At 40.4% G+C, this 21251-nt stretch carries 16 protein-coding genes; 7 read left to right on the top strand and 9 right to left on the bottom strand.

Translation table 11 applies throughout. The features are described 5' to 3' along the window. Window positions 1-33 precede the first annotated feature (33 nt). Window positions 34-1533, bottom strand: coding sequence for an MFS transporter (locus GPM24_RS07445; RefSeq protein ID WP_158826145.1), 1500 nt, complete (start codon window positions 1531-1533; stop codon window positions 34-36). Between the two features lie 441 nt (window positions 1534-1974). Further along, window positions 1975-4608, bottom strand: coding sequence for a glycoside hydrolase family 3 C-terminal domain-containing protein (locus tag GPM24_RS07440; protein WP_158826144.1), 2634 nt, complete (start codon window positions 4606-4608; stop codon window positions 1975-1977). Between the two features lie 184 nt (window positions 4609-4792). Between GPM24_RS07440 and GPM24_RS07435 the strand changes: the two genes are divergently transcribed. Both GPM24_RS07435 and GPM24_RS07430 read left to right on the top strand, forming a co-directional pair. Beyond that, a complete protein-coding gene (locus GPM24_RS07435; protein ID WP_158826143.1) occupies window positions 4793-6646 on the top strand; it encodes a PAS domain S-box protein in 1854 nt (617 codons plus the stop codon). Between the two features lie 144 nt (window positions 6647-6790). Next, window positions 6791-9358, top strand: coding sequence for a TonB-dependent receptor (locus GPM24_RS07430; RefSeq protein WP_158826142.1), 2568 nt, complete (start codon window positions 6791-6793; stop codon window positions 9356-9358). A gap of 68 nt (window positions 9359-9426) precedes the next feature. On the opposite strand, the gene GPM24_RS07425 is transcribed toward GPM24_RS07430, so the two are convergent. Together GPM24_RS07425 and GPM24_RS07420 are read right to left on the bottom strand one after the other, a co-directional pair. Next, a complete protein-coding gene (locus tag GPM24_RS07425) occupies window positions 9427-9648 on the bottom strand; it encodes a hypothetical protein (RefSeq protein WP_158826141.1) in 222 nt (73 codons plus the stop codon). Between the two features lie 53 nt (window positions 9649-9701). Continuing rightward, a complete protein-coding gene (locus GPM24_RS07420) occupies window positions 9702-11654 on the bottom strand; it encodes a hypothetical protein (protein WP_158826140.1) in 1953 nt (650 codons plus the stop codon). A gap of 273 nt (window positions 11655-11927) precedes the next feature. Here GPM24_RS07420 and GPM24_RS07415 point away from each other — a divergent pair, with 273 nt between their 5' ends. Genes GPM24_RS07415 through GPM24_RS07405 form a run of 3 tightly spaced genes read left to right on the top strand, consistent with a single transcriptional unit; the run spans window position 11928 to window position 13814 of the window. Beyond that, the gene (locus tag GPM24_RS07415; protein ID WP_158826139.1) at window positions 11928-12863 is read left to right on the top strand and encodes a ring-cleaving dioxygenase; all 936 of its coding nucleotides are present in this window, start codon (window positions 11928-11930) and stop codon (window positions 12861-12863) included. A gap of 4 nt (window positions 12864-12867) precedes the next feature. Next, window positions 12868-13524, top strand: coding sequence for an alpha/beta hydrolase (locus GPM24_RS07410; RefSeq protein ID WP_158826138.1), 657 nt, complete (start codon window positions 12868-12870; stop codon window positions 13522-13524). A 2-nt stretch (window positions 13525-13526) separates the two neighbouring features. After that, window positions 13527-13814: a GNAT family N-acetyltransferase gene (locus tag GPM24_RS07405; protein WP_158826137.1), complete on the top strand. Its 288-nt coding sequence runs from the start codon at window positions 13527-13529 to the stop codon at window positions 13812-13814. A 124-nt stretch (window positions 13815-13938) separates the two neighbouring features. On the opposite strand, the gene GPM24_RS07400 is transcribed toward GPM24_RS07405, so the two are convergent. Next, the gene (locus GPM24_RS07400; RefSeq protein ID WP_158826136.1) at window positions 13939-14361 is read right to left on the bottom strand and encodes a secondary thiamine-phosphate synthase enzyme YjbQ; all 423 of its coding nucleotides are present in this window, start codon (window positions 14359-14361) and stop codon (window positions 13939-13941) included. Between the two features lie 130 nt (window positions 14362-14491). Beyond that, a complete protein-coding gene (locus GPM24_RS07395; protein WP_158826135.1) occupies window positions 14492-16138 on the bottom strand; it encodes an ATP-binding protein in 1647 nt (548 codons plus the stop codon). Between the two features lie 252 nt (window positions 16139-16390). Here GPM24_RS07395 and GPM24_RS07390 point away from each other — a divergent pair, with 252 nt between their 5' ends. Next, window positions 16391-17272, top strand: coding sequence for an SDR family oxidoreductase (locus tag GPM24_RS07390; protein ID WP_158826134.1), 882 nt, complete (start codon window positions 16391-16393; stop codon window positions 17270-17272). Between the two features lie 60 nt (window positions 17273-17332). Here GPM24_RS07390 and GPM24_RS07385 read toward each other — a convergent pair whose 3' ends face one another. The 3 genes from GPM24_RS07385 to GPM24_RS07375 all read right to left on the bottom strand — a co-directional run bounded on the left by GPM24_RS07385 (window position 17333) and on the right by GPM24_RS07375 (window position 20915). Then, entirely contained in the window at window positions 17333-18340 is a 1008-nt protein-coding gene (locus GPM24_RS07385) for an SDR family oxidoreductase (protein ID WP_158826133.1), read from the bottom strand. Between the two features lie 215 nt (window positions 18341-18555). Further along, entirely contained in the window at window positions 18556-19539 is a 984-nt protein-coding gene (locus GPM24_RS07380) for a hypothetical protein (protein ID WP_158826132.1), read from the bottom strand. Continuing rightward, window positions 19539-20915, bottom strand: a complete 1377-nt coding sequence (locus tag GPM24_RS07375; RefSeq protein WP_158826131.1) for an MBOAT family O-acyltransferase — start codon at window positions 20913-20915, stop codon at window positions 19539-19541. Before GPM24_RS07375 ends, GPM24_RS07380 begins: the two co-directional genes overlap by 1 nt. Window positions 20916-20969: 54 nt before the next feature. Between GPM24_RS07375 and GPM24_RS07370 the strand changes: the two genes are divergently transcribed. After that, the gene (locus GPM24_RS07370; protein ID WP_158826130.1) at window positions 20970-21251 is read left to right on the top strand and encodes a hypothetical protein; all 282 of its coding nucleotides are present in this window, start codon (window positions 20970-20972) and stop codon (window positions 21249-21251) included.

The raw sequence follows: 21251 nt of genomic DNA, 5'->3' as shown, positions 1-21251 counted from the left end.
GCCCTCTAAGTAAATCGAGAGCCTTTTCTTTTATCAAGCTAGCTGTTTTGTCTTGGCGCGTTGTTTACGTAGTTTTTTAATCATTTTTACAACTTTGCGGCGTGGATGATAAATGCCGTCAGTAAAGTCCTCTCCTAAATTTGCACGCAAGCGGTATCTGAACCTTTTATGCATGTGCACTACTACCTTTTCTTTTTTAACTTCACCCTGTTCTTGAATGCGGCTTAAAAAACGCAACGAGAGCATGGCTAGCAAACCACCGATGATGAAGAAGTAATTCCAGCCTTGCAGATTGAGCAGGGTCAGGTTATTTACATCGTCTGAGCTTTTAAGCACCATGTTCCAGGTAAACTGATTATTAGCAAAATAATCTGCCATTAAGCCACCAATCATCGGTGCAATAGTAGAGCAAAAAGCCACCAACATGTTTTTGGTGGATATATAAACAATTGCCTCATTTTTAGGAGCCAGTTTAATGCCAATGTTGCTTAGCGCCAAGTTAATACCTGCTGTTGATAAGCCGCTTACAATATGGATACCCATCAACAATGCCAGCGTAAACAAATGCGATTGCGGCATATTGGTAACGGAAAAAGCTAAAATGCATCCAATGTATAACGGTGCACAAATGCGGAGTATAGTTTTATTACTAAACCAATCCGAATACTTGCCCCAAAGTTTTAACGACAGGATACCGCTAATTTGCCCCAGTATGCCCAAAGCAATTATATAGGATAAAGAAATACCGATAGTTTTAAGCATGTATACGGTGAAAAACGGCGTAGCCAAATTCAGCGCAAATGCCCAAAACGAATTGAAGATCAGCAGCGTCTTAAAGTTTTTGTTTTTAAGCGGCTTGGCAAATAGCTTGAAAAGCTTATCGTCCATTTTTTGCGGCTGAGGCTCTGGCGTACGCAGCAAGAAGCCAACACTGGCTAAACCTAATGTTCCACCAATGAGAAACAGAATATTGTATGTCAGAATTTCCTGCTGTGGATAATGCGCTTTTATATAATCAATACATAGGGCAGTAGTTAAGCTGAGCGTAACATTCAATATTTGCCCCATGCGGCTCCTGCGCGAAAAGAAAGAGCCGAGTCGCTGCTCGGGAATCAAATCTTTCATCCATGAGTTCCAGCTGGCACCGGCTATGTCGCCAAACACATGCTGAAAAAACAGCATCAGTAAAAGTATTTGGATACTGGTGCCTTTAGTAAATAAAAATGGGAGCAAGCCAATCACCAAAATTGGAATACGGGCCAAAAAATTAAAAAGCGCGGTAATAATACGGCGGTTTTTAAAATGCTGCACCATCCATATCGAAAACAACTGGAATACGGTGGTGAAGGTTGGCAGTGCAGCAAACAGCCCCAGCTGAAAGTTGGTAGCGCCCATATTAACAGCCATGGCTGTTAAAAAAGTACCGCTGGTAAACACCACCATGGCTTCTGACGTTAATCCATCGGCAATAACCAAGCGCAAACCTTTGTTTACCTGGTTTTCAGACAAATGTTGAGAAGGACGTAAATTCATCATGCAAAGCAGCCCTTACGGGTGCTCATGTTAAGTTTAATCAATAATTTAAATTAGTTTCAGGGAGTGCAAATTTAGCAATCTGCAACTTGTTTGTGACAATAATTTTGCCCAATGGTTTAATTTTGGTGTTATTTTAGTAACCAGTTGAAAATCAATAATATGTGATACTTAGTGATGTGTTGTGCGTATTGTATGATGCTGAATAACAGACGAGTTGGGAAAATTTTGACACAAATTGAGACTATGAATTCTCAAACTGATTTTCATTTAAGGAAAATCTCTTGAATGCCCGAATAGAACGTTCTAATCAATCCTAAAATCCATTTAAGAATTAATATGAATCAAGTTCTGACTATCGCTATTAAAAATTTTTACCAGTTATTTATTCTAATAAATAACTGGTAAAAACAAATGCAATGGTATTAATGAAAGGAAATATTAGCCGTGAATGGTAATTAGGTGTTCAACTGTTTTCTTTGTCGCCTGTGTTTGTACACTCGGTTGCGATCCACCAACACTAATCAGCACTTTGCCGGGTACTTGCTGAGTTATTCCGTCATTGTCTGTAGTGGCAAGTTGCTTGGCGGTTAGGGTAAAGCTTACAATCTTACTTTCTCCGCTTTTTAAATAAATGCGCTTAAAGCCTTTCAGCGCTCGGATAGGGGCTTTTACTTTAGGGTTTTGGTGTGAAACGAAAAGTTCCACTACTTCATCGCCACCCATTTTACTGGTATTCGTCACCCTCACACTAATTGGAATTTCTTTTCCAATGATTGATGTAGTGGGTAGTGTCAGTTTGTCATATTTAAATGTGCTGTAACTTAATCCATAGCCAAATCCATATAACGGTTCTCCTTTAAAGTAACGGTATGTGCGGTTTGCCATTGAATAATCTTCAAATGAGGGCAAATCTTTGTCGCTTTTGTAAAACGTTACCGGTAAGCGACCAGCCGGGTTGTAGTCTCCAAATAAAACGTCGGCCAATGCTGTTCCAGCTGATTGACCGCCGTACCAAGCGTTCACAATTGCCGGAATATTTTCCGATTCCCATGGCGTGGCAATAGCACTGCCTGTCATCATCACAAACACCACTGGCTTGCCGGTGGTCTGTAATGCTTTTAACAAGTCTGTTTGCACTTTTGGTAAATTGATGCTTGTGCGGTCGCCACCGTTAAATCCGGGCTGATTCACCCGCATCTCTTCGCCTTCTAGCTGCGGCGATATGCCGCCCACATAGATAATGGCATCGGCATCTTTAACATTTTGCACCACTTGATTAAAATTTGCCTTAACCGCAATGCCCGATTTAAAATTAAATGTAGCTCGGCCTTCGGTCTGCACATATTCTATTTCTACGTGATAACTCTTGCCATTTTTAGCGTTGAGAGTATATGTTTTCGGACCAAAACCATCAGGCTCACCACTTAAGGTGCGTTCTTCTCCGTCAATTATCAGTCGGTAAGGTTTGTTACCGGTAAGTTCAAACGTAATATCATCGTTGCCGGATGATTTGAAATTGGTTGTCCACCGGGCCGAAAAATTCTTTTGACTGACATTGCCAACCACAAAGGTTCCGTCGCGCCAAATGTAATTGATATTATTTTCCATGCGCGTAATTGCAGGCTGACCAGACAATCTGGTGTTTTGGAAGTATTCGGCTTTAAATCCTCTCTGACCATCAACCATACCCATCTCACCCAAATCAACATTACGGGTGTAGCTGTCGCTGGTGTAATTAATGGCTTGGTCATAATATACCTCGGTATTGCTGCCAAGCTTAGTTTTAATAGCTTGGTAAGGCGTGCTCGTGCTTGATGGCATGCCATTATAGTTACCAAGTATGCTAACGGCATTATCAGCATTTGGACCAATCACCGCAACCTTTTTCAATTTTTTGCTAAGTGGCAAAACATGGTTTTGATTTTTAAGTAATACTATAGACTGCCTTGCCATTTTCAGAGCAAATGCTTTGTGCTCGGGCGCTTCCAGAGCAGACATGCCTATTTTATCATATTTGTTTGAACCAAGTGGGTCGAACAAGCCTAAACGAAAACGAATGGTAAACAAGCGTTTCAGAGCAATATCAATTTGCTGTTCCGTAATCTTTTTATCTTCAACAGCTTTAACCAACGATAAATAAGTAACGTTACCACACTCAACGTCGGTGCCATGCAACACGGCATCAGCCGCCGCATCTTCAGCTGTTTTATGCGTTTTATGCTTTTGGTAAAAGTCGTCAATAGCGCCGCAATCAGAAGTTAAGTAACCCTTGAAGCCCCATTGATTACGTAAAATATCGTTCAACAATATACCGCTGCCGCAGCAGGGCTCGCCTCTAAAAGCGTTATAGGCACACATTACACCAGCTACTTTACTATCAACTACAAGCGCACGAAAAGCCGGCAAGTAAGTGTCCCACAAATCGTAGTTACTTACATCTGTATTGAACTCATGCCTTGAAGGTTCTGGTCCGCTGTGTACGGCGTAGTGCTTGGCACAAGCAGCCGCCTTCAAATATACCGGGTCGTTGCCTTGTAAGCCATTAACAAATGCCTGACCAATAGAGGTTGTCAGGTAAGGATCTTCTCCATAAGTTTCCTGTCCACGGCCCCATCGCGGGTCTCTAAAAATGTTGATGTTGGGTGTCCAATAAGTTAAACCCAAGTATATACCCCTATGATTTTGTTTAATGCTTTCATTATAAATCGCTCTGCCTTCATCAGCTGTGTATTCAGCCATTTTATGCATTGAGTTTACATCAAATGTGGCTGCCATACCAATAGCCTGCGGATAAACGGTTACTTTGAACGGCGTACGTGCTACGCCATGTAAACTTTCGTTCCACCAGTTGTATGCAGGTATACCCAGGCGCTCAACAGCAGGAGCCGCATTCAGCATCTGCGAAACTTTCTCTTGCAATGTAAGGTGTGAAACTAAATCATTGACACGCTGTTCGATAGATAAGGAGGGGTTCTGAAATTCGTATTGATATTTCTGATTTTTTATTAATACGTAGGAGGAAATTGATATGATGAGCAAGCAAAGTAGTAGCAGGTGTAAAGTTTTTTTCATAAGAGGTTTAATTGGTTCTTTAGACGGTCTTTTAATTTAAGGAAATCAGATAGCAATCGATTGCATAAATATATAAATCACTTTAAATAATAAAAAATATTTACAGCTTGTGATTTCTAATTAAATTTTTAACATTGACGAAATTAGTAACCAATTACATAATCTACCTTTAAATACTTTTATAATGAATACAGAAGAGGGAAAGGATCACTTTTGCTTTGATGTTTTATTCTATGCTAATCCACAACCTATGTGGGTTTTTGACACCGCTACATTAAATATATTGGAGGTGAACGAGACTGCTGTAAAACAGTACGGCTATACTCGCGAAGAATTTCTGAGTAAAACCATTAAAGATTTGAAGCCGCAGGAAGATTGGCCGGCCTTAGAACAGCTATTGATTGACATACGTGGGGAACATACGAACAGCCGCGAGTTTAGGCATAAAACTAAAGATGGGCTGGTGTTTCATGTTGAAATCATATCTTATAGTATAGTATATAAGGGGATAAATGCCCGACTGATACATGCTCATAACATCAGTGAAAAAAAAGAGATTGCCGGTAAGTTGGCCTTTACGCAGCATAAGCTGATGCAGATATTAGAAACTACTACGATTGGCTTTATGCAAATTGGCTTTAATTGGGAGATTACCTATTGGAATAAAGCAGCAGAAGATTTAATAGGCTATAAACGTAGTTGTGTATTAGGTAAGAATTTCTGGGCGGTATTACCAGAAATTAACCATTCCGATTTCCATACTTATTTTGGTATGGCTATGCACAGGCGCATCAGCACCGACTTTGTCGATTATTTTTGGCCCACGCAGAGCTGGTTTTCGTGCTATGCATACCCTGTGGATGACGGCATCATTGTACATTTTCGGGACATAACCGGTAAGAAAATGGCACAAGAAGGATTGCTCGAAAAAATTGAGCAACTAAAGGAAATTTCATTTTTGAACTCTCATGCTATACGTAAGCCCATCGCCAGCTTACTTGGCTTGACTAATTTATTTAAAGAACAATTAGTAAGCGAAAGCGAATTAAGGGAAGTTGCAGGCCTCATTCATAATTGCAGCCTTGAGCTTGACGAAGTAGTAAAAGAAGTTAACGAAAAAGTGAATGATGATTCGCAAAGCATGCCAACCATTAATCTTGAGTATTTTTCGTTTAAAGAGTTTTTAAATAAAATTATTGTACAGGCACAAAGTTATTCGCCAAAACATAAAATAATTCTTAAAAAGGTTGCTGATATAACTTTTTACGGCAACAAAAAACGGATCGAACAAGCGGTTAAAAGCTTAATTATAAACGCCATCAAATTTTCATTAGATGCCAATTGTGTATTGGTTGATACTGAAATAATTCAGCAAAACTTGGTATTAACCGTCAGAGATTATGGTGTAGGTATGTCTGAAGAGCAGATAGATCGTATATTTTTAAGCTTAAGTCGGCCCGACTATCCTAAAACTTCTTCTTCAAGTCTGCTCAAAGTTGCAGAGGTTTGTCACAGGCACCATGGCAGCATGTGGATTGAAAGCGAAATAAATAAAGGATCTACTTTTAGCATGCGTTTCCCGCTTTCAAACATTGCCATGTTCAAGCTTACAGGGCGGACCGATTTTTCCGTCTATCGCGAATCTGAAGCTGATATTCAGTTTCATGATGCTGAAAATTATATTAGCGTGCAATGGAATGGGTTTCATAACCTCCATTCGGTACGAGACGTTTGTAACCGTATATGCAGCCAGGTTGAAAAAACCGGGTGTCCTAATCTTTTAAACGACAACACTAATGTGCTAGGCCCTTGGGACGATGCCATTGAATGGCTAATCAATGAGTGGTTTCCGACCATGGAGCGGATAGGGCTGGCAAACATAGCATTGGTGTATTCGGCAAGTACATTCAGCAAACTATCAGCACTGCACACTATAGAGCAGGTCAAAGAAAACATCTGCATCAAATCTTTCAAAGAACGGGGCGAAGCTTTAAACTGGCTATTGCATGTAAGCCATACTGGTAATAAAAATCATTAAATGTAGTATAATAGTAGTTAATCGCATCTACAGTACTACCTATTTTAAAAATACAATTTATTTAAACTAATTCTAAATAACCTCTTGCAAGTAATAGATGTTTGTCTATTTTTGTCGCAAAGTAGAATTAGTCTAAATAACCTTATGCGTAACCTTTACAAAATCACGTTTCATCTCTCTGTTTTATTACTATTATTTACAAGTGTATGTTTTGCTCAGAAAAATTCTGGAAAAATTACCGGTAAAGTTTTAAGTAGTGATGGTAAGCCAGTTGCAGGTGTAACTGTAGTATTACAAGAAATTAAGAAGACTACAGTAAGCCAGGAAAATGGCCGTTATGTTTTCAACAACGTTACTCCCGGAACTTTTACTGTTATCATTACTCATGTGGGTGCAAAGGCCGAACAGCAAACCGTTACTGTTGTGGCCGGACAAACCACAGAATCAACATTTACCTTAACCGAAAGTGCATCTGAATTAAAAGATGTAGTGATCAAACAAGCTAAAAGTTTAAACAGAAAACCGGTCAACATCGGTAAAATTGATGCGAGCCCGCTTGATTTACCTCAAAGCATCGTTACTATCGGACAGGATGTTATTGAAGAGCAGCAAGCTGTGCGATTAAGCGATGTTGTTAAAAATGCCAATGGTGTTTATTTATCTAGTTCGCGCGGTAGTACGCAAGAAACTTTTGCTGCACGCGGCTACAATTTTTCGAATACCAATATGTTTAAAAACGGCTTCCGCGTAAATTCAGGAACAATGCCCGAGGTAAGTTCGCTTGAGAAAGTGGAAATTTTGAAAGGCAACGCTGCTTTGCTGTATGGTAACGTTGCACCGGGTGGAATATTAAACATGGTTACCAAAAAGCCAAAGTTTGAGCAGGGGGGCTCCGTTTCTATGACAGCCGGAAGCTACAATTTTTATAAACCGGTTTTTGATGTTTACGGCCCGCTATCTTCTAAATTGGCGTACCGTGTAAATGGAACTTATGAAAATTCTAAAAGCTATCGGGATATAGTTAAGAACGAACGTTTTTATATCAATCCGTCTTTGCTGTATAAAGCAAGCGATAGAACCACTATTTTACTGGAAGGTGATTATTTGAACTACGATTTTACACCAGACTTTGGAACCGGCCAGGTAAACAGCGATGTATTTACCGGCGCGCCAAGAAACCGGTATTATGGTCCGCTTTGGACGGCCGGTGCAGGCAAGGCTAAACAGGTAACTGGTACGGCCACTATTAATCATGAATTAAATAACGATTGGAAATTGAGTGGAGGCCTGTCTTTTCAACGATATGAAAGAGGATACACCGCTACTGAACGTTTACAACCCACTAGTACCGGCGATTTTAATTTGCCATTGAACCGTACTAAAACATCAGAAAACTACTATACCGGTCAGGTTAATTTATCCGGTAAGTTTACTACCGGCGCTTTAAAGCACAATGTGCTGTTGGGTGTAGATGCAGACCGTTACAACAACATCAACTATAGCTACTCAGGAAATGTACTTTTGGTTGACAATAGTGGCAACCCTTTAAGGGATGCGAATGGTAACCAGCGTTCATTAGCCAATCAGTATATTGATGGGAATTTTGCCCTGCAAAGCACTACTTATGCAACCAGCAATATTTTTAACCCGAATACCTCTTTACCAACAACTAAACCTGTGCTAAATGCAATCAATCGTACCGAAACACCAACTAACCGGTTTGGCGCATATATTAATGATTTGATTAGTATATCCGAAAAGTTTAAGTTAATGGCTGGTGTAAGATGGTCTTACCAGTATGTTTCACCTGTACAAACCACAACTTATGCTAATGCAACGCCTATTGTAACCGGCAATACCACCACTTATCGGGTTAATTATAATGCTGATGGAACAACCGCTTATGCTGTTAACGGTAAGGCGGATGCGGCTTTTTCGCCACGTGTGGGTATAGTATATAAACCGCTTACCAACACTTCGTTATTCGCCAGCTACTCTAATTCATTCATTGTAAATAGCGGTATTGATGTAAATGGTAACAGCCTTGATCCATCCACAGTAGATCAGTACGAAGCTGGTGTCAAGAATGATTTCTTTAATGGTACATTATCGGTTAATGCAACCGTATTTCGCATAAGAAATAACAATCTGGCACAAACGGCTCAATTTTTAGCTGATGGTGTTACGCCAAACAGCAACACTAATCTTAAATCACTAAATGGCCAGACCACCAGTGATGGGGCAGAACTGGATGTTGCTGGTCATCCGATACAAGGTTTGGATATATTGGCCGGCTATAGCTACAATTTCGCTCGCTACACCAAAACGCCAAGTACAGCCGGTAGCATTCTAGAAGGCGACCCATTACTGAATACGCCTAAGCATACGGCTAATGCCAGCGTTTTTTATACATTTTCTTCAACAGCTTTGAAAGGATTTAAATTTGGTGCGTCGGCGTTTTACTTAGGAAATCGTAATGCTGGCTTCAACAACGTACGTCCAGTTTCTGGTCTTCAACCAGCCAATAGGCTAGTGCCTGTTAAAGGGTTTACCACCGTCGATCTTTCAGCTGGATATACTTACAAAAAGGTATCTATCATTGGTAAAGTGTCTAACGTAGGGGATGTGCTGAATTACAATGTGCACGAAAACTATAGTGTTAACCCTATTCCGCCAAGACAGTTTATTGCAACAGCAACCTATAGGTTCTAATTAAACCGCCTTTATTAAACAAAAAGCCGGATAACTTATAAGTTATCCGGCTTTTTGTTTAACCGCTATTATATATTTTTTCTCTTCTTACCGGTCACGGCCACCACAATTCCGGCAATTACCAATGCACCGCCTACATAGGGCGGCCAGTTAATGGAGCGTTGCCGGCTGGCATAGTTTTGTATAGAATTACCGTCTATTAGTTTCTCGCTGTCATTATATGTTAATCTTGACCATATCAGGATGATGATTCCAACTACCATCAAAATTACGCCGGCGTATCTGTTCATAACAAGTTCTTTTATACACAAGTACAAACGCTTGCAAATTGTTTAGAATAGCGTTATTTGACAGGTTCGCTGATTAAGGTAACGTAACTTTCAGATTTTAAGGTAAAGCTGATTTGTCCATTTGAAACTTTCTTTAATCCGTCATTTTTATACGACTCTTGCTGATTGGTAACATACAGGTGCATGGCTTTAACTGTGGTCGGCAAACCTGTTAATACAACTTTACGGCTGCATCCATTATTAACCAGGTGTATGGCATAAACTCCTTTGCTGTTATCGCCCAAGGCTGCAACCGATACGTTTTCCTTGCTGGCAGTTATAGGCATGCTGTATAAATCCTCAGGAGTTAATGCCAGTTGTTTAAGGTTCCAGAATCGTTGTGTTGGGCGTAGCGGACTGTTGTCGCCAAATATGCCTCCGCCAGCTAACGGCGAGTAGTCTGCTGTCAGCTGCCATTGTAAAATGGAAACAGGCTGGCAAATGGCTAACAAGCGAGTGTATAGATTTATTTCCTCAAGAGCGTAAGTGGGTTCTTGAAAAATGTCGGGATATTGCCAGGCGGCCGCATCAATACTTCCCTCGCCAACAAGTAATGGTAATTGTAATTGCGTAGCGGCGTCAGCCCATTTTTGCAGCGTTTCGGTTTCCCAGCCTCGCCACGAATGGAATGATACAGCGGCTATGTATTTGCGCGCTTCTGGATCGTTTAAGGCCGGATAAATAAAGTTATAGGTTGTAGCATCGGAATTATCGCCCAAAAGCACTTTGGTTTTTAATCCTTTTGCCTCCATATAAGCACCCAGTCCTTTTATAAAATCCGCATGTTCCTGCGGCGTCATGCGAATGTTGATACCTACGTCCGACTCGTTAAATGAAAATGCTTTTGCTTCAACACCATAATTGTTTTTCAAATACAAGATGTAATCGGTGATGGATTTGTAAATGTTTTGCATTTGAACTGCGTTAAGCGGATTTCCCCAAACGCCATTAACAGGTTCCGTGGTGGCTTTACCAACTATTGCCCAATCAGGTGCATACCATGCTGATAGTATTACCGGTACACCCATTTTGCCTAAGCGCTGGGCCATCTCCATAGATTTAACTACCTGTGTTGGCAAACGACTGGCCCTAGCTTCGGCAGTAGGGTCCGTTATTAAATTAGGATGCCACAAGCGCCAAGGTAGCTCCACGCGGCTCCAAGCCACGCGCAGATTAGCCAAACTATAGTCAATCACCTGCGGGTCGGTGGCAGGGTTTTGTAATCTGAAATTACCGCCCAGCCCTTCAAACTTACGGCCTTGCTGCGTGGAGTTTAATGTAAGCGTTATGGGGTCGGTGTCCATCGGGCCGTTTGCTTCTATCTGATAGGTTTTGATAATCGTTTCACCCTTTTTTACATTATTCAGTTGGATGGGAAGATAAACCATCAAATACTCTATTCCATTTATCCATTCATGTCTAATAAATAACGAATCGCTAGCCGGAATTTCTACTTTCACTTGCAAGCTGTCAGACTTGAATTCAATTCCTTTCGCAAAAACGCCGGGGAGAATTTTTAATGATACATCTTGAAGAGCAGATAAGTCAAACGCATTATTATTGATTAAATCCAGCGAGCTTTTATCGCTGGTTAAATACGGCAGGCGCAAAGTAAAATAAGCACCTGTTACCGTTACGTCCGAATGCGAGGTTAATTGTACATCCACCGCCGCTTTACCGTTTCCAGCTTCGGTAATTGTTTCGATAAAATGCAGGCTGTCTAGATTAGTTTCAATTACTTGCTTATTACCATTGCGATGATATTGAGGCCGTTGCCTTTCCCGGGCGGTGGCTAACACCTGTATGCCATCGTTTTTGACTAACTGGATACTGGTTTCAAATTCGAAAAGCTGACCGTTTCTACGAATGCCGGTTATATTTCCCCAAGGCTTAACCTCAATTTGGCTAAAAGCGTTATTGGTATATAACAAAATGCTAATCAGTATAATAGATAAAAAAAGCTTCATAAATATTTAAGCAAAACAAAGCAGTGTAAATGTACTGTTTTATAAATGTTGCACGGTCAGTTAATGTGTGCTGTCTTAATTAAAATTTATCTGTTATAGCTTTAGTTGGTTGTATAATAGCACAAGTATGTTTTATCAAGAACCCGCCTAGCCAAAAAATCGTCTCAAATAGCTTAATTTCTTATTCTACATTAAGTGTGTGGTCTTTAAGCACCACTACTTTTGTGATGTAAATAATCAACAAACACTCACAAACATTAAAATAACAAAAACATGGAAAATCAAATTAAAGGGCTTCACCATATAACTGCAATAGCTGGCAACGCACAGCGCAACTATAATTTTTATACAAAAGTATTAGGTTTAAGGTTGATTAAAAAGACTGTTAATTTTGACGATCCCGAAACCTATCACCTGTATTATGGCGACGAGGTTGGCACACCCGGTACGGTACTTACTTTCTTCCCATGGCAAAATATTATGACCGGCAGAAGGGGCAGTCGTCAGGCTACAGAAATTGGTTACTCGGTTCCTGAAAACAGCCTCGAGTTTTGGTTGAAAAGATTTGAACAGCATAATGTGATTCATAACAAAGTGGCCGAAAAGTTTGGCGAACGCTATCTGACATTTCTTGATCCAGACGGGTTAAAGCTAGAGTTGATTGCCTCTAAAAAACCAGATAACCGTTTACCTTGGGAAACCAATGAGATAAAGGCAGAAAATGCCACTAAAGGCTTTCACAACGTAACTATTACCACTAACAAAATGCAGCCTACAGCAGATATTTTAACGGGTGTATTTGGTTACAAACTGCTGGAACAACACGTAAACCGTTACCGCTTTGTGACTGACGCAGTAGACAATGCCAATATTGTAGACTTGGTAGAAGTAGAGGGTGAAAAAGCAGGGCACGTTGCTGGCGGATCTGTACACCATGTAGCTTTCCGGGTAGAAAATGAGGCTGTGCTGATGCATTACAGAGAAAAGATTGAAGCCTTAGGTTTGCATATTACCGAAAAGATAGACCGCAATTATTTTTATTCATTGTATTTCCGTGAGCCGGGAGGTGTACTGTTCGAACTGGCTACTGATAACCCGGGTTTTTCTGTAGACGAGCCCGTGAATGAGTTAGGTTCACATTTGAAATTGCCGCCACAATACGAAGAGTATCGTGCCAGCTTGGAAACCACCTTACCTAAATTAGTGTAATTTTATGTATACGCATCAAACGCAAATTATAAGAGCCGGTGTAACGCCCAGTCAGGCAAAAGCGGCCCTGATTTTACTTCATGGCCGGGGCGGCACAGCGCAAAATATTTTGAGCCTCGCAAACGAACTGGAAATTAATTCATTTGCGCTTTACGCGCCGCAAGCCAGCAACCAAAGTTGGTATCCGTACAGCTTCATGGCGCCCGACAAACAAAATCAGCCTGCACTTAATTCTGCCCTGGATATAATCTATGAGGTGGTTGAACAGGTAAAAGCTGACGGGATACCTGCAGATAAAATTTACTTTTTAGGCTTTTCACAAGGCGCGTGTTTAACGCTTGAGTATATTGCACGTAATGCGCAGCGTTACGGCGGCGTTATCGCCTTCACTGGTGGCTTAATAGGGGAGACATTAGTACCAACTAATTACACTGGTAATTTTGGCGAAACACCTATACTTATCACAACCGGTAATCCTGATGCGCACGTGCCTTTGAGCAGGGTAGAGGAGAGTGTTGCTGTTTTGCAGGAACAAGGAGCTACAGTTACTTTGAAAGTATATTCTGGTAGGCCGCATACCATTACTATGCAAGAAATTGAGTTGGCTAAGCAGTTGCTATCTGCCACTGAAAACCATCAGCAAACAAATTCAGCTACCTGATTATGAAGTACGATAATATTCAACTTATTAATAATGTAGCCATCCATAACTTTGAATTATTTGTAGACGGCTACCGCTCATTTATTGACTATAAGCAAAAAAGTAATAAGGTTTACCTGATACATACCGAAGTACCTGCAGCGCTTAAAGGAAAAGGTGTAGCCGAAGCGATTGTAGAAAAAACGCTTGCTTATTTGGAAGCAAGTCATCAAAAGCTGGTTCCATTATGCAGTTATGTGCAGGTATACTTAAAGCGCCATCCTGAATGGAACCGACTGCTTGCTACTTAATTATGCATATCATGAAAGGCAAGGTTAATTGAAAAATTAATCTTGCCTTCTTGGTTCATTAATTTATGAAACGAATTAAAATATTATCAGCATTCTATGTATAATGTATCAAGAAAAAATGACCTTATTCGCCCCAGGCAGTTATCATAACATTCCTTGGTCCGCCGTAATTGCGATGTTCACACAAGTATATGCCTTGCCATGTACCTAATGCCAATCTACCGTTACGTATAGGAATCATTACAGAGCTGCCTAACATTGCCGCTTTCAAATGTGCGGGCATGTCGTCGGGCCCTTCATCATTATGCATATAATCCGGGTCATTTTCGGGCACTGCTTTATTAAAGTACATTTCAAAATCCTTACGAACCGTAGGATCAGCATTTTCATTGACAGTAAGCGAGGCAGATGTATGCTGTATAAAAACCTGGCACATTCCAGATTTAAATTCGCTGATTTGGGGTAAGGCCTCAATAATTTCGTTTGTGACCAGATGAAAACCGCGTGGCTTAGCACGTAATTTTAAGAGTTGCTGGTAAATTTTCATAGTGACTGATGATGTGTATAAAATACCCAAAAATACATAGTCGCAATTTATCGGCAGTTCTACAATGGTTATTTTACGATTGAGTAGTGCAAGAATGATAATCCTGCATTCTATTGAATGACCGACCGAATTATTTTACTGGCAGTATAAACCAAAAAGTAGTACCCTTGCCTAATTCGCTTTCAACACCAATTTCGCCACCATGGCGTTTAATGATTTCAGAGCTGATGAACAAACCCAAACCTAACCCTGATGCCTGGTAGCCAGCAGCATCAACGCGGTAATAGCGGTCAAAAAGGTGCGGAATCTTCTCTTCCGGGATGCCGGGACCTCGGTCGGTTACGCTAAGTTTCACCAAGTTGTTGTTTTTATGGATAGTTAAGGTAATGTCTTCCGATTCCGGAGCGTATTTAACCGCGTTGTTTACTAAATTAGTTACTACCTGATCAATGCGATGCTCGTCTGCAACAATCTCAAGCTCTAGTTCTCCTTCAATCCTAATCTTCTGCTTCCCTAATATACTGATTGGATTGCAAATAGAATTAAGTAGCTGAGATAAAATAAACGGTGCTTTGTTCAATGCAACTTCCGCCTGCTGTAGCCTGCTGACATTTAGCAAATCTTCAATTAATGTACTTACTCTTTGTATACTTTTTCGAGATTGCAAAATGAGCTTAGGCAGCATATCTTTAGATGGATTATCTTTCATTTTATCCATCAGCTGTAGTGATGCCTTTAAGCTGGTAATGGGGGTTTTTAATTCGTGGCTGGCAATGCTGATAAAATCGTCTTTTTGCTGCTGCAACTGTTTCAAAGCATCAATATCGGTAGCTGTGCCAATCCATTGATCTATAATGCCGATTTCATTACGCACAGGTTGAACGCGAACTAAATGCCAGCGGTAAACGCCGTCGGCACCACGCTCGCGTACTTCAAATTCGCCGGGTTTGTTGGTGGCCACAATTTTACGATATGCATTTACGCTGTTTTCAACATCGTCAGGGTGTACTACCGTACTCCAGCCGGTAGCTTTGGTTTCCTCGTAGCTTAAACCAGTATAATCGTACCAGCGCTGGTTAAAAAAGCTTACTTCGCCTTGTATAGTGCTGGTCCAGGCAATTTGTGGCAGTGCGTTAAGCATCGATCGGTATCTGCGTTCGCTTAATGCCAGTTGCTCTGTACGTGCGGTAATGCGTTCTTCCAGTTCGTTGTTTAAACGATGCAGCTTTTGTTCTGATATACTTAATTCTTCTACCGTTGCGGTAAGCTCTTCATTGGTTGATGCCAGCTCTTCGTTCATGGCCTGCAATTCTTCGGTCATTGCCTGCTCTTTGTCTTTGGAGTTCTCAATCTCCAATTTAAAAAGTTCACGATCCGAAACGTCCTGCGTAACGCACATAGCGTACATTACTTCACTGTCTGCATTCAAAACTGGTGTTATTTGCACTTGCCACCATGAACGATTAATAGATAATCCATCTGCAGAAGGATAAGCAAAATGTATTGTAGGCAAATTAACCTGACGCTTTTCGCTTATAGCCTGAACAATGCCCCGTTTAAGCAAGGCAAATTGTTCTTCGCTCGCTTTATCCCAAGGTTTATATATGTCAAAAGCGGGTTTGCCTATAATATCGGTAGCCGGAATTCTAGATCTGTTTCTATAAAGGTGATTTACCGCTACAACAGTGAAAGTTGGCGCATCGGCTTTAACAACAGAAACAGGGTTGGGCAATTGATTAAAAAGAGCTTCAAACATTTGGGCTTGTTCAGCATTCATTCAGTAGAAAAACTTGTGATTGCCAAATATACAACTGAACAGCATATAGTGTTCTTTAAAATTGATGGTATTTTAGGTTGATGTAATTGTTTGGTTTATTAGTCAGGAGTTTGCAAGAACAATTATTGATCTACGTTTCTGTGTGATTTCTTGCTCACATTAAAAACCAATAAATTAATAATAGAAACATTCTGGCCAACCGGTTCTTTTTACTTATAAAGAAAGTAACATTTAACATAAGTAGAAGAAATCATGTCACAAACCAATCAAGACCCAATAAACAAGTACGAAAATCGGCCTTTTAAGGAGCAACAACAAGAGGTTCCCGGAACAGAAGCTGAATTGCAGCCAAAAGCTGATCACGGTGAAACCAGCTACAAAGGTACCGGAAAGTTAACCGGGCGTAAAGCCATAATAACTGGCGGCGACTCTGGTATTGGCCGTGCTGTTGCTATCGCATTTGCGCGCGAAGGAGCGGATGTATTAATTGCCTACTTAAACGAAGATGAAGATGCGCGCGAAACCGCCAGATATGTTGAGGAGGCTGGCCGTAAAGCGGTTTTGATAGCAGGCGACATTAGTGAAGAATCACATTGTCAAAAGATTATTGACACAGCCGTATCAGAGCTAGGTGGAATAGATATTTTGGTAAATAACGCAGCCTTCCAAATGGCGCGTCAGTCGTTACAGGAAGTATCTACTGAGGAGTGGGACCGGACATTTAAAACCAATATCTATCCCATGTTTTACTTATGTAAAATGGCTGAACAACACCTAAAACCAGGTAGCACTGTAATTAATACAACGTCGGTTAACGCTTATAAACCAAGACCAACCCTGATAGCTTATGCAGCCACTAAAGGCGCCATTCAGAATTTTACAGCTAATATGGCGCAGCTGTGGGCCGAGAAAGGTATTCGTGTAAACTGCGTGGCACCGGGACCGATTTGGACACCGCTGATTCCGTCTACCATGAGTGAGGAAGATGTAAAATCTTTCGGACAAGATGTACCTTTAAAACGTGCTGGTCAGCCTGCCGAGCTTGCACCGTCGTACGTGCTGTTGGCTTCAGAAGATTCCAGTTATATTACCGGTGCAACTATACAGGTAACCGGCGGTTCGCCAACTATTTAAAAAAAGAAAGCTGCCTTTACGGAGGCAGCTTTCTTTTTTACTAAATGTATCAATTATTAATCACGGCTGGCCGCTACCACCTGCAGCACCGTACACCTGGCCGGTAGCATAACTCGCATCACTAGCCGCTAATTGTACATAAATAGACGCAAGCTCAGCTGGTTGTCCTGGGCGTCCCATTGGGGTTTGTCCGCCAAAGCTTTTCAATTTTTCTTGTGTGGCACCACCACTTACTTGCAAAGGCGTCCAGATAGGGCCTGGAGCGACACCGTTTACACGTATGCCTTTTGGTCCGAGCTGTTTGGCTAACGATTTAACAAAATTCATGGTTGCCGCCTTGGTTTGGGCGTAGTCGTACAAATCAGGCGACGGGTCATAAGCCTGTTCAGACGTTGTACCGATAATTACTGAACCTGGTTTTAAACTTGGCAACGCCGCCTTTATAATCCAAAAGGGTGCATAAATATTGGTTTTCATAGTAGCATCAAAATCTTCGCTGCTTACATCCAATATTGATTGGCGGGCTTGCTGCCGCGCGGCATTACTTACAACTATGTCTAGTCCGCCTAATTGCTGTATCGCTTGTGATACCAGGCGCTGGCAAAACGCTTCGTCGCGTAAATCGCCCGGTATGGCAACTGCTTTTCTACCTTCAGCTTTTATCAATGCAATTACTTCTCTTGCATCCGCTTCTTCGGCCGGTAAGTAATTAATAGCTACATCAGCACCTTCACGTGCGTAAGCTATCGCAGCGGCACGGCCCATGCCCGAATCGCCACCTGTGATTAAGGCTTTGCGTCCTTTCAATCGGCCCGAGCCTTTATAGCTGGTTTCGCCATGATCGGGGCGAGGATCCATTTGGCCCGCTAAGCCAGGCCATGGTTGCGACTGACCTTTAAATGGCGGTTTGGGATATTTAGTAGTAGGATCAACTAATTCTGCCGGGGCCGAATCACTAGTTGGTGATGAATTATCGGCAGCTAAAACCGGCGATACGGCTGCCGCAGCAATCCCGGCCCCAATGCCGCCGATTACTCTACGGCGGTTTATTTTATCTTGTTCAGTCATGATACTTATTGCTTCTGTGTTTGCTTTAATAACTGATTGACCAATAATATGTTTTTAAAGTGTTTAATTACTACGAAAGTATTTTACCAATAAGGTATATCAAGTAAAATGAACGGAAAGTGTATGATGATTAAAAATTTTAACTAGTTCCTCTACACCGATAGAAAGTTTGTCATACAACATCTAGCTTAATAACTAGACGCTAAGCCATAAGCTTAATTTTCATTTTGTACTACAGTTTCAAAATTTGGTAGCTGTGAAATTCGAAGACCACTTAAAGCCTTCAATAAGTTTTGAGTATTAATTTCAGCTCCGCGTTTATTGAGGTGATACCATTGATCATATACATACTCATTAGAAAACTGAGTGTTCTTAAAGTTATTAATTGGTTTTAGAACGCTCGAAATTGTATTAATGGTGGAATTTGACAACGAGTTGTTGTCTTTATTAATTGCAGGAAGAGAAAAGTATACTTTGCATTTTATATTATTGGCTATGTAAGATTTGATGTCTTCTAAATAACCGGTGTTAGTGTCCACGTCGCGGATAAAGTGCATTTTAGAGTTATACGGCGCCGAGCTGTTGATATAGTCTGGTTTGAAGCTAGGGTTCGAATTAACTTTTAAGCTTAGATCGGCATACGTGGCGTCTGAGCCTTTGCCAGATACCGCATTCTTTATGGCTCCTTTAAAATAGTCGCTTATTATTGGGTTGAATAAAGAGATTTGCGAAGTGTAAGAAAAAAATGTTCTTGGAAATGATTTTGCAACTTTCCAGTAATCGTCAGCACTTAAATGTACTAATGTTTCCTTTGTTGGTAGCACAAATTGGTCTCTGCTATATAGTGAATACGGTAAGTCAACTATCACTATATTCTCTTTTTGATTCCATTTAGAGTTGATAAATTTTTTCAAAGTTATATACAGCCCGTAAGTTGCCTTAGTAGATACCGAATGAACAGAGCAAACGTTGGGTTTTTGATTTAATAATTTATAATCAAAATTATAACGTGAATTGGAGCATCCCAACACAATTACCTGTGTCGAGCTCATGTCATTTCCATAATTTTCTTCCATTTTAAAGTCATCAAAGTACTGGTAGGAAGAATTGTTGATATAGAAAATAATACCAAATAGCGCTACTTTGTAAGTAAAGTAAATAGCTCCGATAAGTAATAGATTTTTTGCTACCCGTTTCATTAAAATTGGAAATATATAAATTGTTGGGAAGTAGTTTGATTGAAAACAAAAAGAATGGCTTCTATCACCATTAAATAGGCGGCATACCGAACCACCTTTCGGTTAAGTAAATAAAAAATTAACTCTTTGCCTTTTTTATAAGTAAAGTATTCAATACCTAAAAACAGCAGAACCAGCAAAATCTGCCCCGAGTGGTGTTTGACATCACTAAAGTATCGATAAGTTAAATTGTGAAACATTTGTGCAGCCACATGAAAGTTATCCGCTCTAAAAAATACCCAAGTGAGCGAAACAATGATAAATGTAGATACGCCCATTAGCACACTTTTACTTTTTGAGACGCCGAGCAAGCGCTCAGCAATAGAAAGCAAACCGTGAATTAATCCCCATACTACAAAAGTCCAGCTGGCACCGTGCCATATGCCAGAGACGAGAAACACAATGAGGATGTTTCTGATATAATGAAACTTAGTTTTGTTGCCGCCTAATGGGATGTACAGATAATCTCGAAACCAGGTCGACAATGAAATATGCCACCTGTGCCAAAATTCGGTGATGGTATGCGAAAAGTATGGGTATTTAAAATTTTTCATTAATTCAATCCCCATAATTCTGGAAGCGCCAATAGCAATATCTGTATATCCTGAAAAATCGCAATAAATTTGTATGCTGAAGAAGAAGATGGTAAGAGCAGAATTAGTATGGGTGGTGTATACGTTGTAATAGTAATCATTCACAATAGCTGCCAAGGTATCTGCAACAACCACTTTTTTAAATAGACCCCACAGCATTACCTTTAAGCCAGACATGAAACGGTTAGTATCAAAGTGGTGCTTTTGATGAAACTGGTGCAGCACATTTTGCGGGCGTTCAATGGGCCCTGCAACCAGTTGTGGATAATACATAACGTAGAGCGAATAATAACCAAATTGTTTTTCAGCTGGTTGATGGCCTCGATATACTTCGATAGTATAGCTCATGGCCTGGAAGGTATGAAAAGATAAACCTACAGGCAGTAGTATGGTTAAGTAAGGTAAATTGTTTTTAAAGCCTAAAAGGTCGCCCAAAGAAGTAATATTGGCGTTTAAAAAGTTAAAGTATTTAAAAAATACCAGTACCCCAATATTAGCAACGAGGCTACAAGCCAGTAATAGCTTTTTATTTTTCTTACCCTGTGCTTTTTCTATGTAAATGCCGGCATAATAATCTATTACTATTGTGATACCCAGTATGAGTATATAGATGGGTTTGAAAAACATGTAAAAAAACACGCTGGCACTTAACAACCAAATCCATCTAAAACGAAAGGGCAGTACAAAATAAAATAGCGTAACTATTGGAAAAAAGACAGCAAAAGCCAGCGAGTTGAATATCATGTAGTAAATAGTAAGTGATAGAAGTTTGCGTCAACCCGGATAAGAACAGCACATATGACTAAACTGATGTTGAAACACCAAAGCGCTGATTGTGTTTTAGCAGTTTGTTTTTTGGGAAGAAAATCTTGTATTACTATAGGCAATAAAATTCGACAGCTACTTAGAGTTATCCTGCCAAAATGTTTTATTAGAACAGCCGATATTAATAAGATAATGCCGATTAAAGACGGATTTATTCAAAGAAAAACACCAACAGATTCTGATAATGCAGGCTACAAAATACAAAAGGTGTTGAGTAACTATACTCAACACCTTTTTAACTGTGCTATCAAATAA

Origin of the sequence: Mucilaginibacter lacusdianchii (genome assembly GCF_009770985.1) — a bacterium.
In the GTDB taxonomy this organism is placed as follows: domain Bacteria; phylum Bacteroidota; class Bacteroidia; order Sphingobacteriales; family Sphingobacteriaceae; genus Mucilaginibacter; species Mucilaginibacter lacusdianchii.
This window is presented reverse-complemented; position numbering and strand designations above follow the sequence as displayed.

What these genes read in the sequence shown, in the direction of transcription:
- GPM24_RS07415 (WP_158826139.1), top strand. Translation starts at nt 11,928, where the DNA reads ATGGAAAATCAAATTAAAGGGCTTCACCATATAACTGCAATAGCTGGC.
- GPM24_RS07430 (WP_158826142.1), top strand. Translation starts at nt 6,791, where the DNA reads ATGCGTAACCTTTACAAAATCACGTTTCATCTCTCTGTTTTATTACTA.
- GPM24_RS07420 (WP_158826140.1), bottom strand. Translation starts at nt 11,654, where the DNA reads ATGAAGCTTTTTTTATCTATTATACTGATTAGCATTTTGTTATATACC.
- GPM24_RS07425 (WP_158826141.1), bottom strand. Translation starts at nt 9,648, where the DNA reads ATGAACAGATACGCCGGCGTAATTTTGATGGTAGTTGGAATCATCATC.
- GPM24_RS07445 (WP_158826145.1), bottom strand. Translation starts at nt 1,533, where the DNA reads ATGAATTTACGTCCTTCTCAACATTTGTCTGAAAACCAGGTAAACAAA.
- GPM24_RS07410 (WP_158826138.1), top strand. Translation starts at nt 12,868, where the DNA reads ATGTATACGCATCAAACGCAAATTATAAGAGCCGGTGTAACGCCCAGT.
- GPM24_RS07405 (WP_158826137.1), top strand. Translation starts at nt 13,527, where the DNA reads ATGAAGTACGATAATATTCAACTTATTAATAATGTAGCCATCCATAAC.
- GPM24_RS07435 (WP_158826143.1), top strand. Translation starts at nt 4,793, where the DNA reads ATGAATACAGAAGAGGGAAAGGATCACTTTTGCTTTGATGTTTTATTC.
- GPM24_RS07400 (WP_158826136.1), bottom strand. Translation starts at nt 14,361, where the DNA reads ATGAAAATTTACCAGCAACTCTTAAAATTACGTGCTAAGCCACGCGGT.
- GPM24_RS07375 (WP_158826131.1), bottom strand. Translation starts at nt 20,915, where the DNA reads ATGATATTCAACTCGCTGGCTTTTGCTGTCTTTTTTCCAATAGTTACG.
- GPM24_RS07370 (WP_158826130.1), top strand. Translation starts at nt 20,970, where the DNA reads ATGACTAAACTGATGTTGAAACACCAAAGCGCTGATTGTGTTTTAGCA.
- GPM24_RS07390 (WP_158826134.1), top strand. Translation starts at nt 16,391, where the DNA reads ATGTCACAAACCAATCAAGACCCAATAAACAAGTACGAAAATCGGCCT.
- GPM24_RS07395 (WP_158826135.1), bottom strand. Translation starts at nt 16,138, where the DNA reads ATGAATGCTGAACAAGCCCAAATGTTTGAAGCTCTTTTTAATCAATTG.
- GPM24_RS07380 (WP_158826132.1), bottom strand. Translation starts at nt 19,539, where the DNA reads ATGAAACGGGTAGCAAAAAATCTATTACTTATCGGAGCTATTTACTTT.
- GPM24_RS07440 (WP_158826144.1), bottom strand. Translation starts at nt 4,608, where the DNA reads ATGAAAAAAACTTTACACCTGCTACTACTTTGCTTGCTCATCATATCA.
- GPM24_RS07385 (WP_158826133.1), bottom strand. Translation starts at nt 18,340, where the DNA reads ATGACTGAACAAGATAAAATAAACCGCCGTAGAGTAATCGGCGGCATT.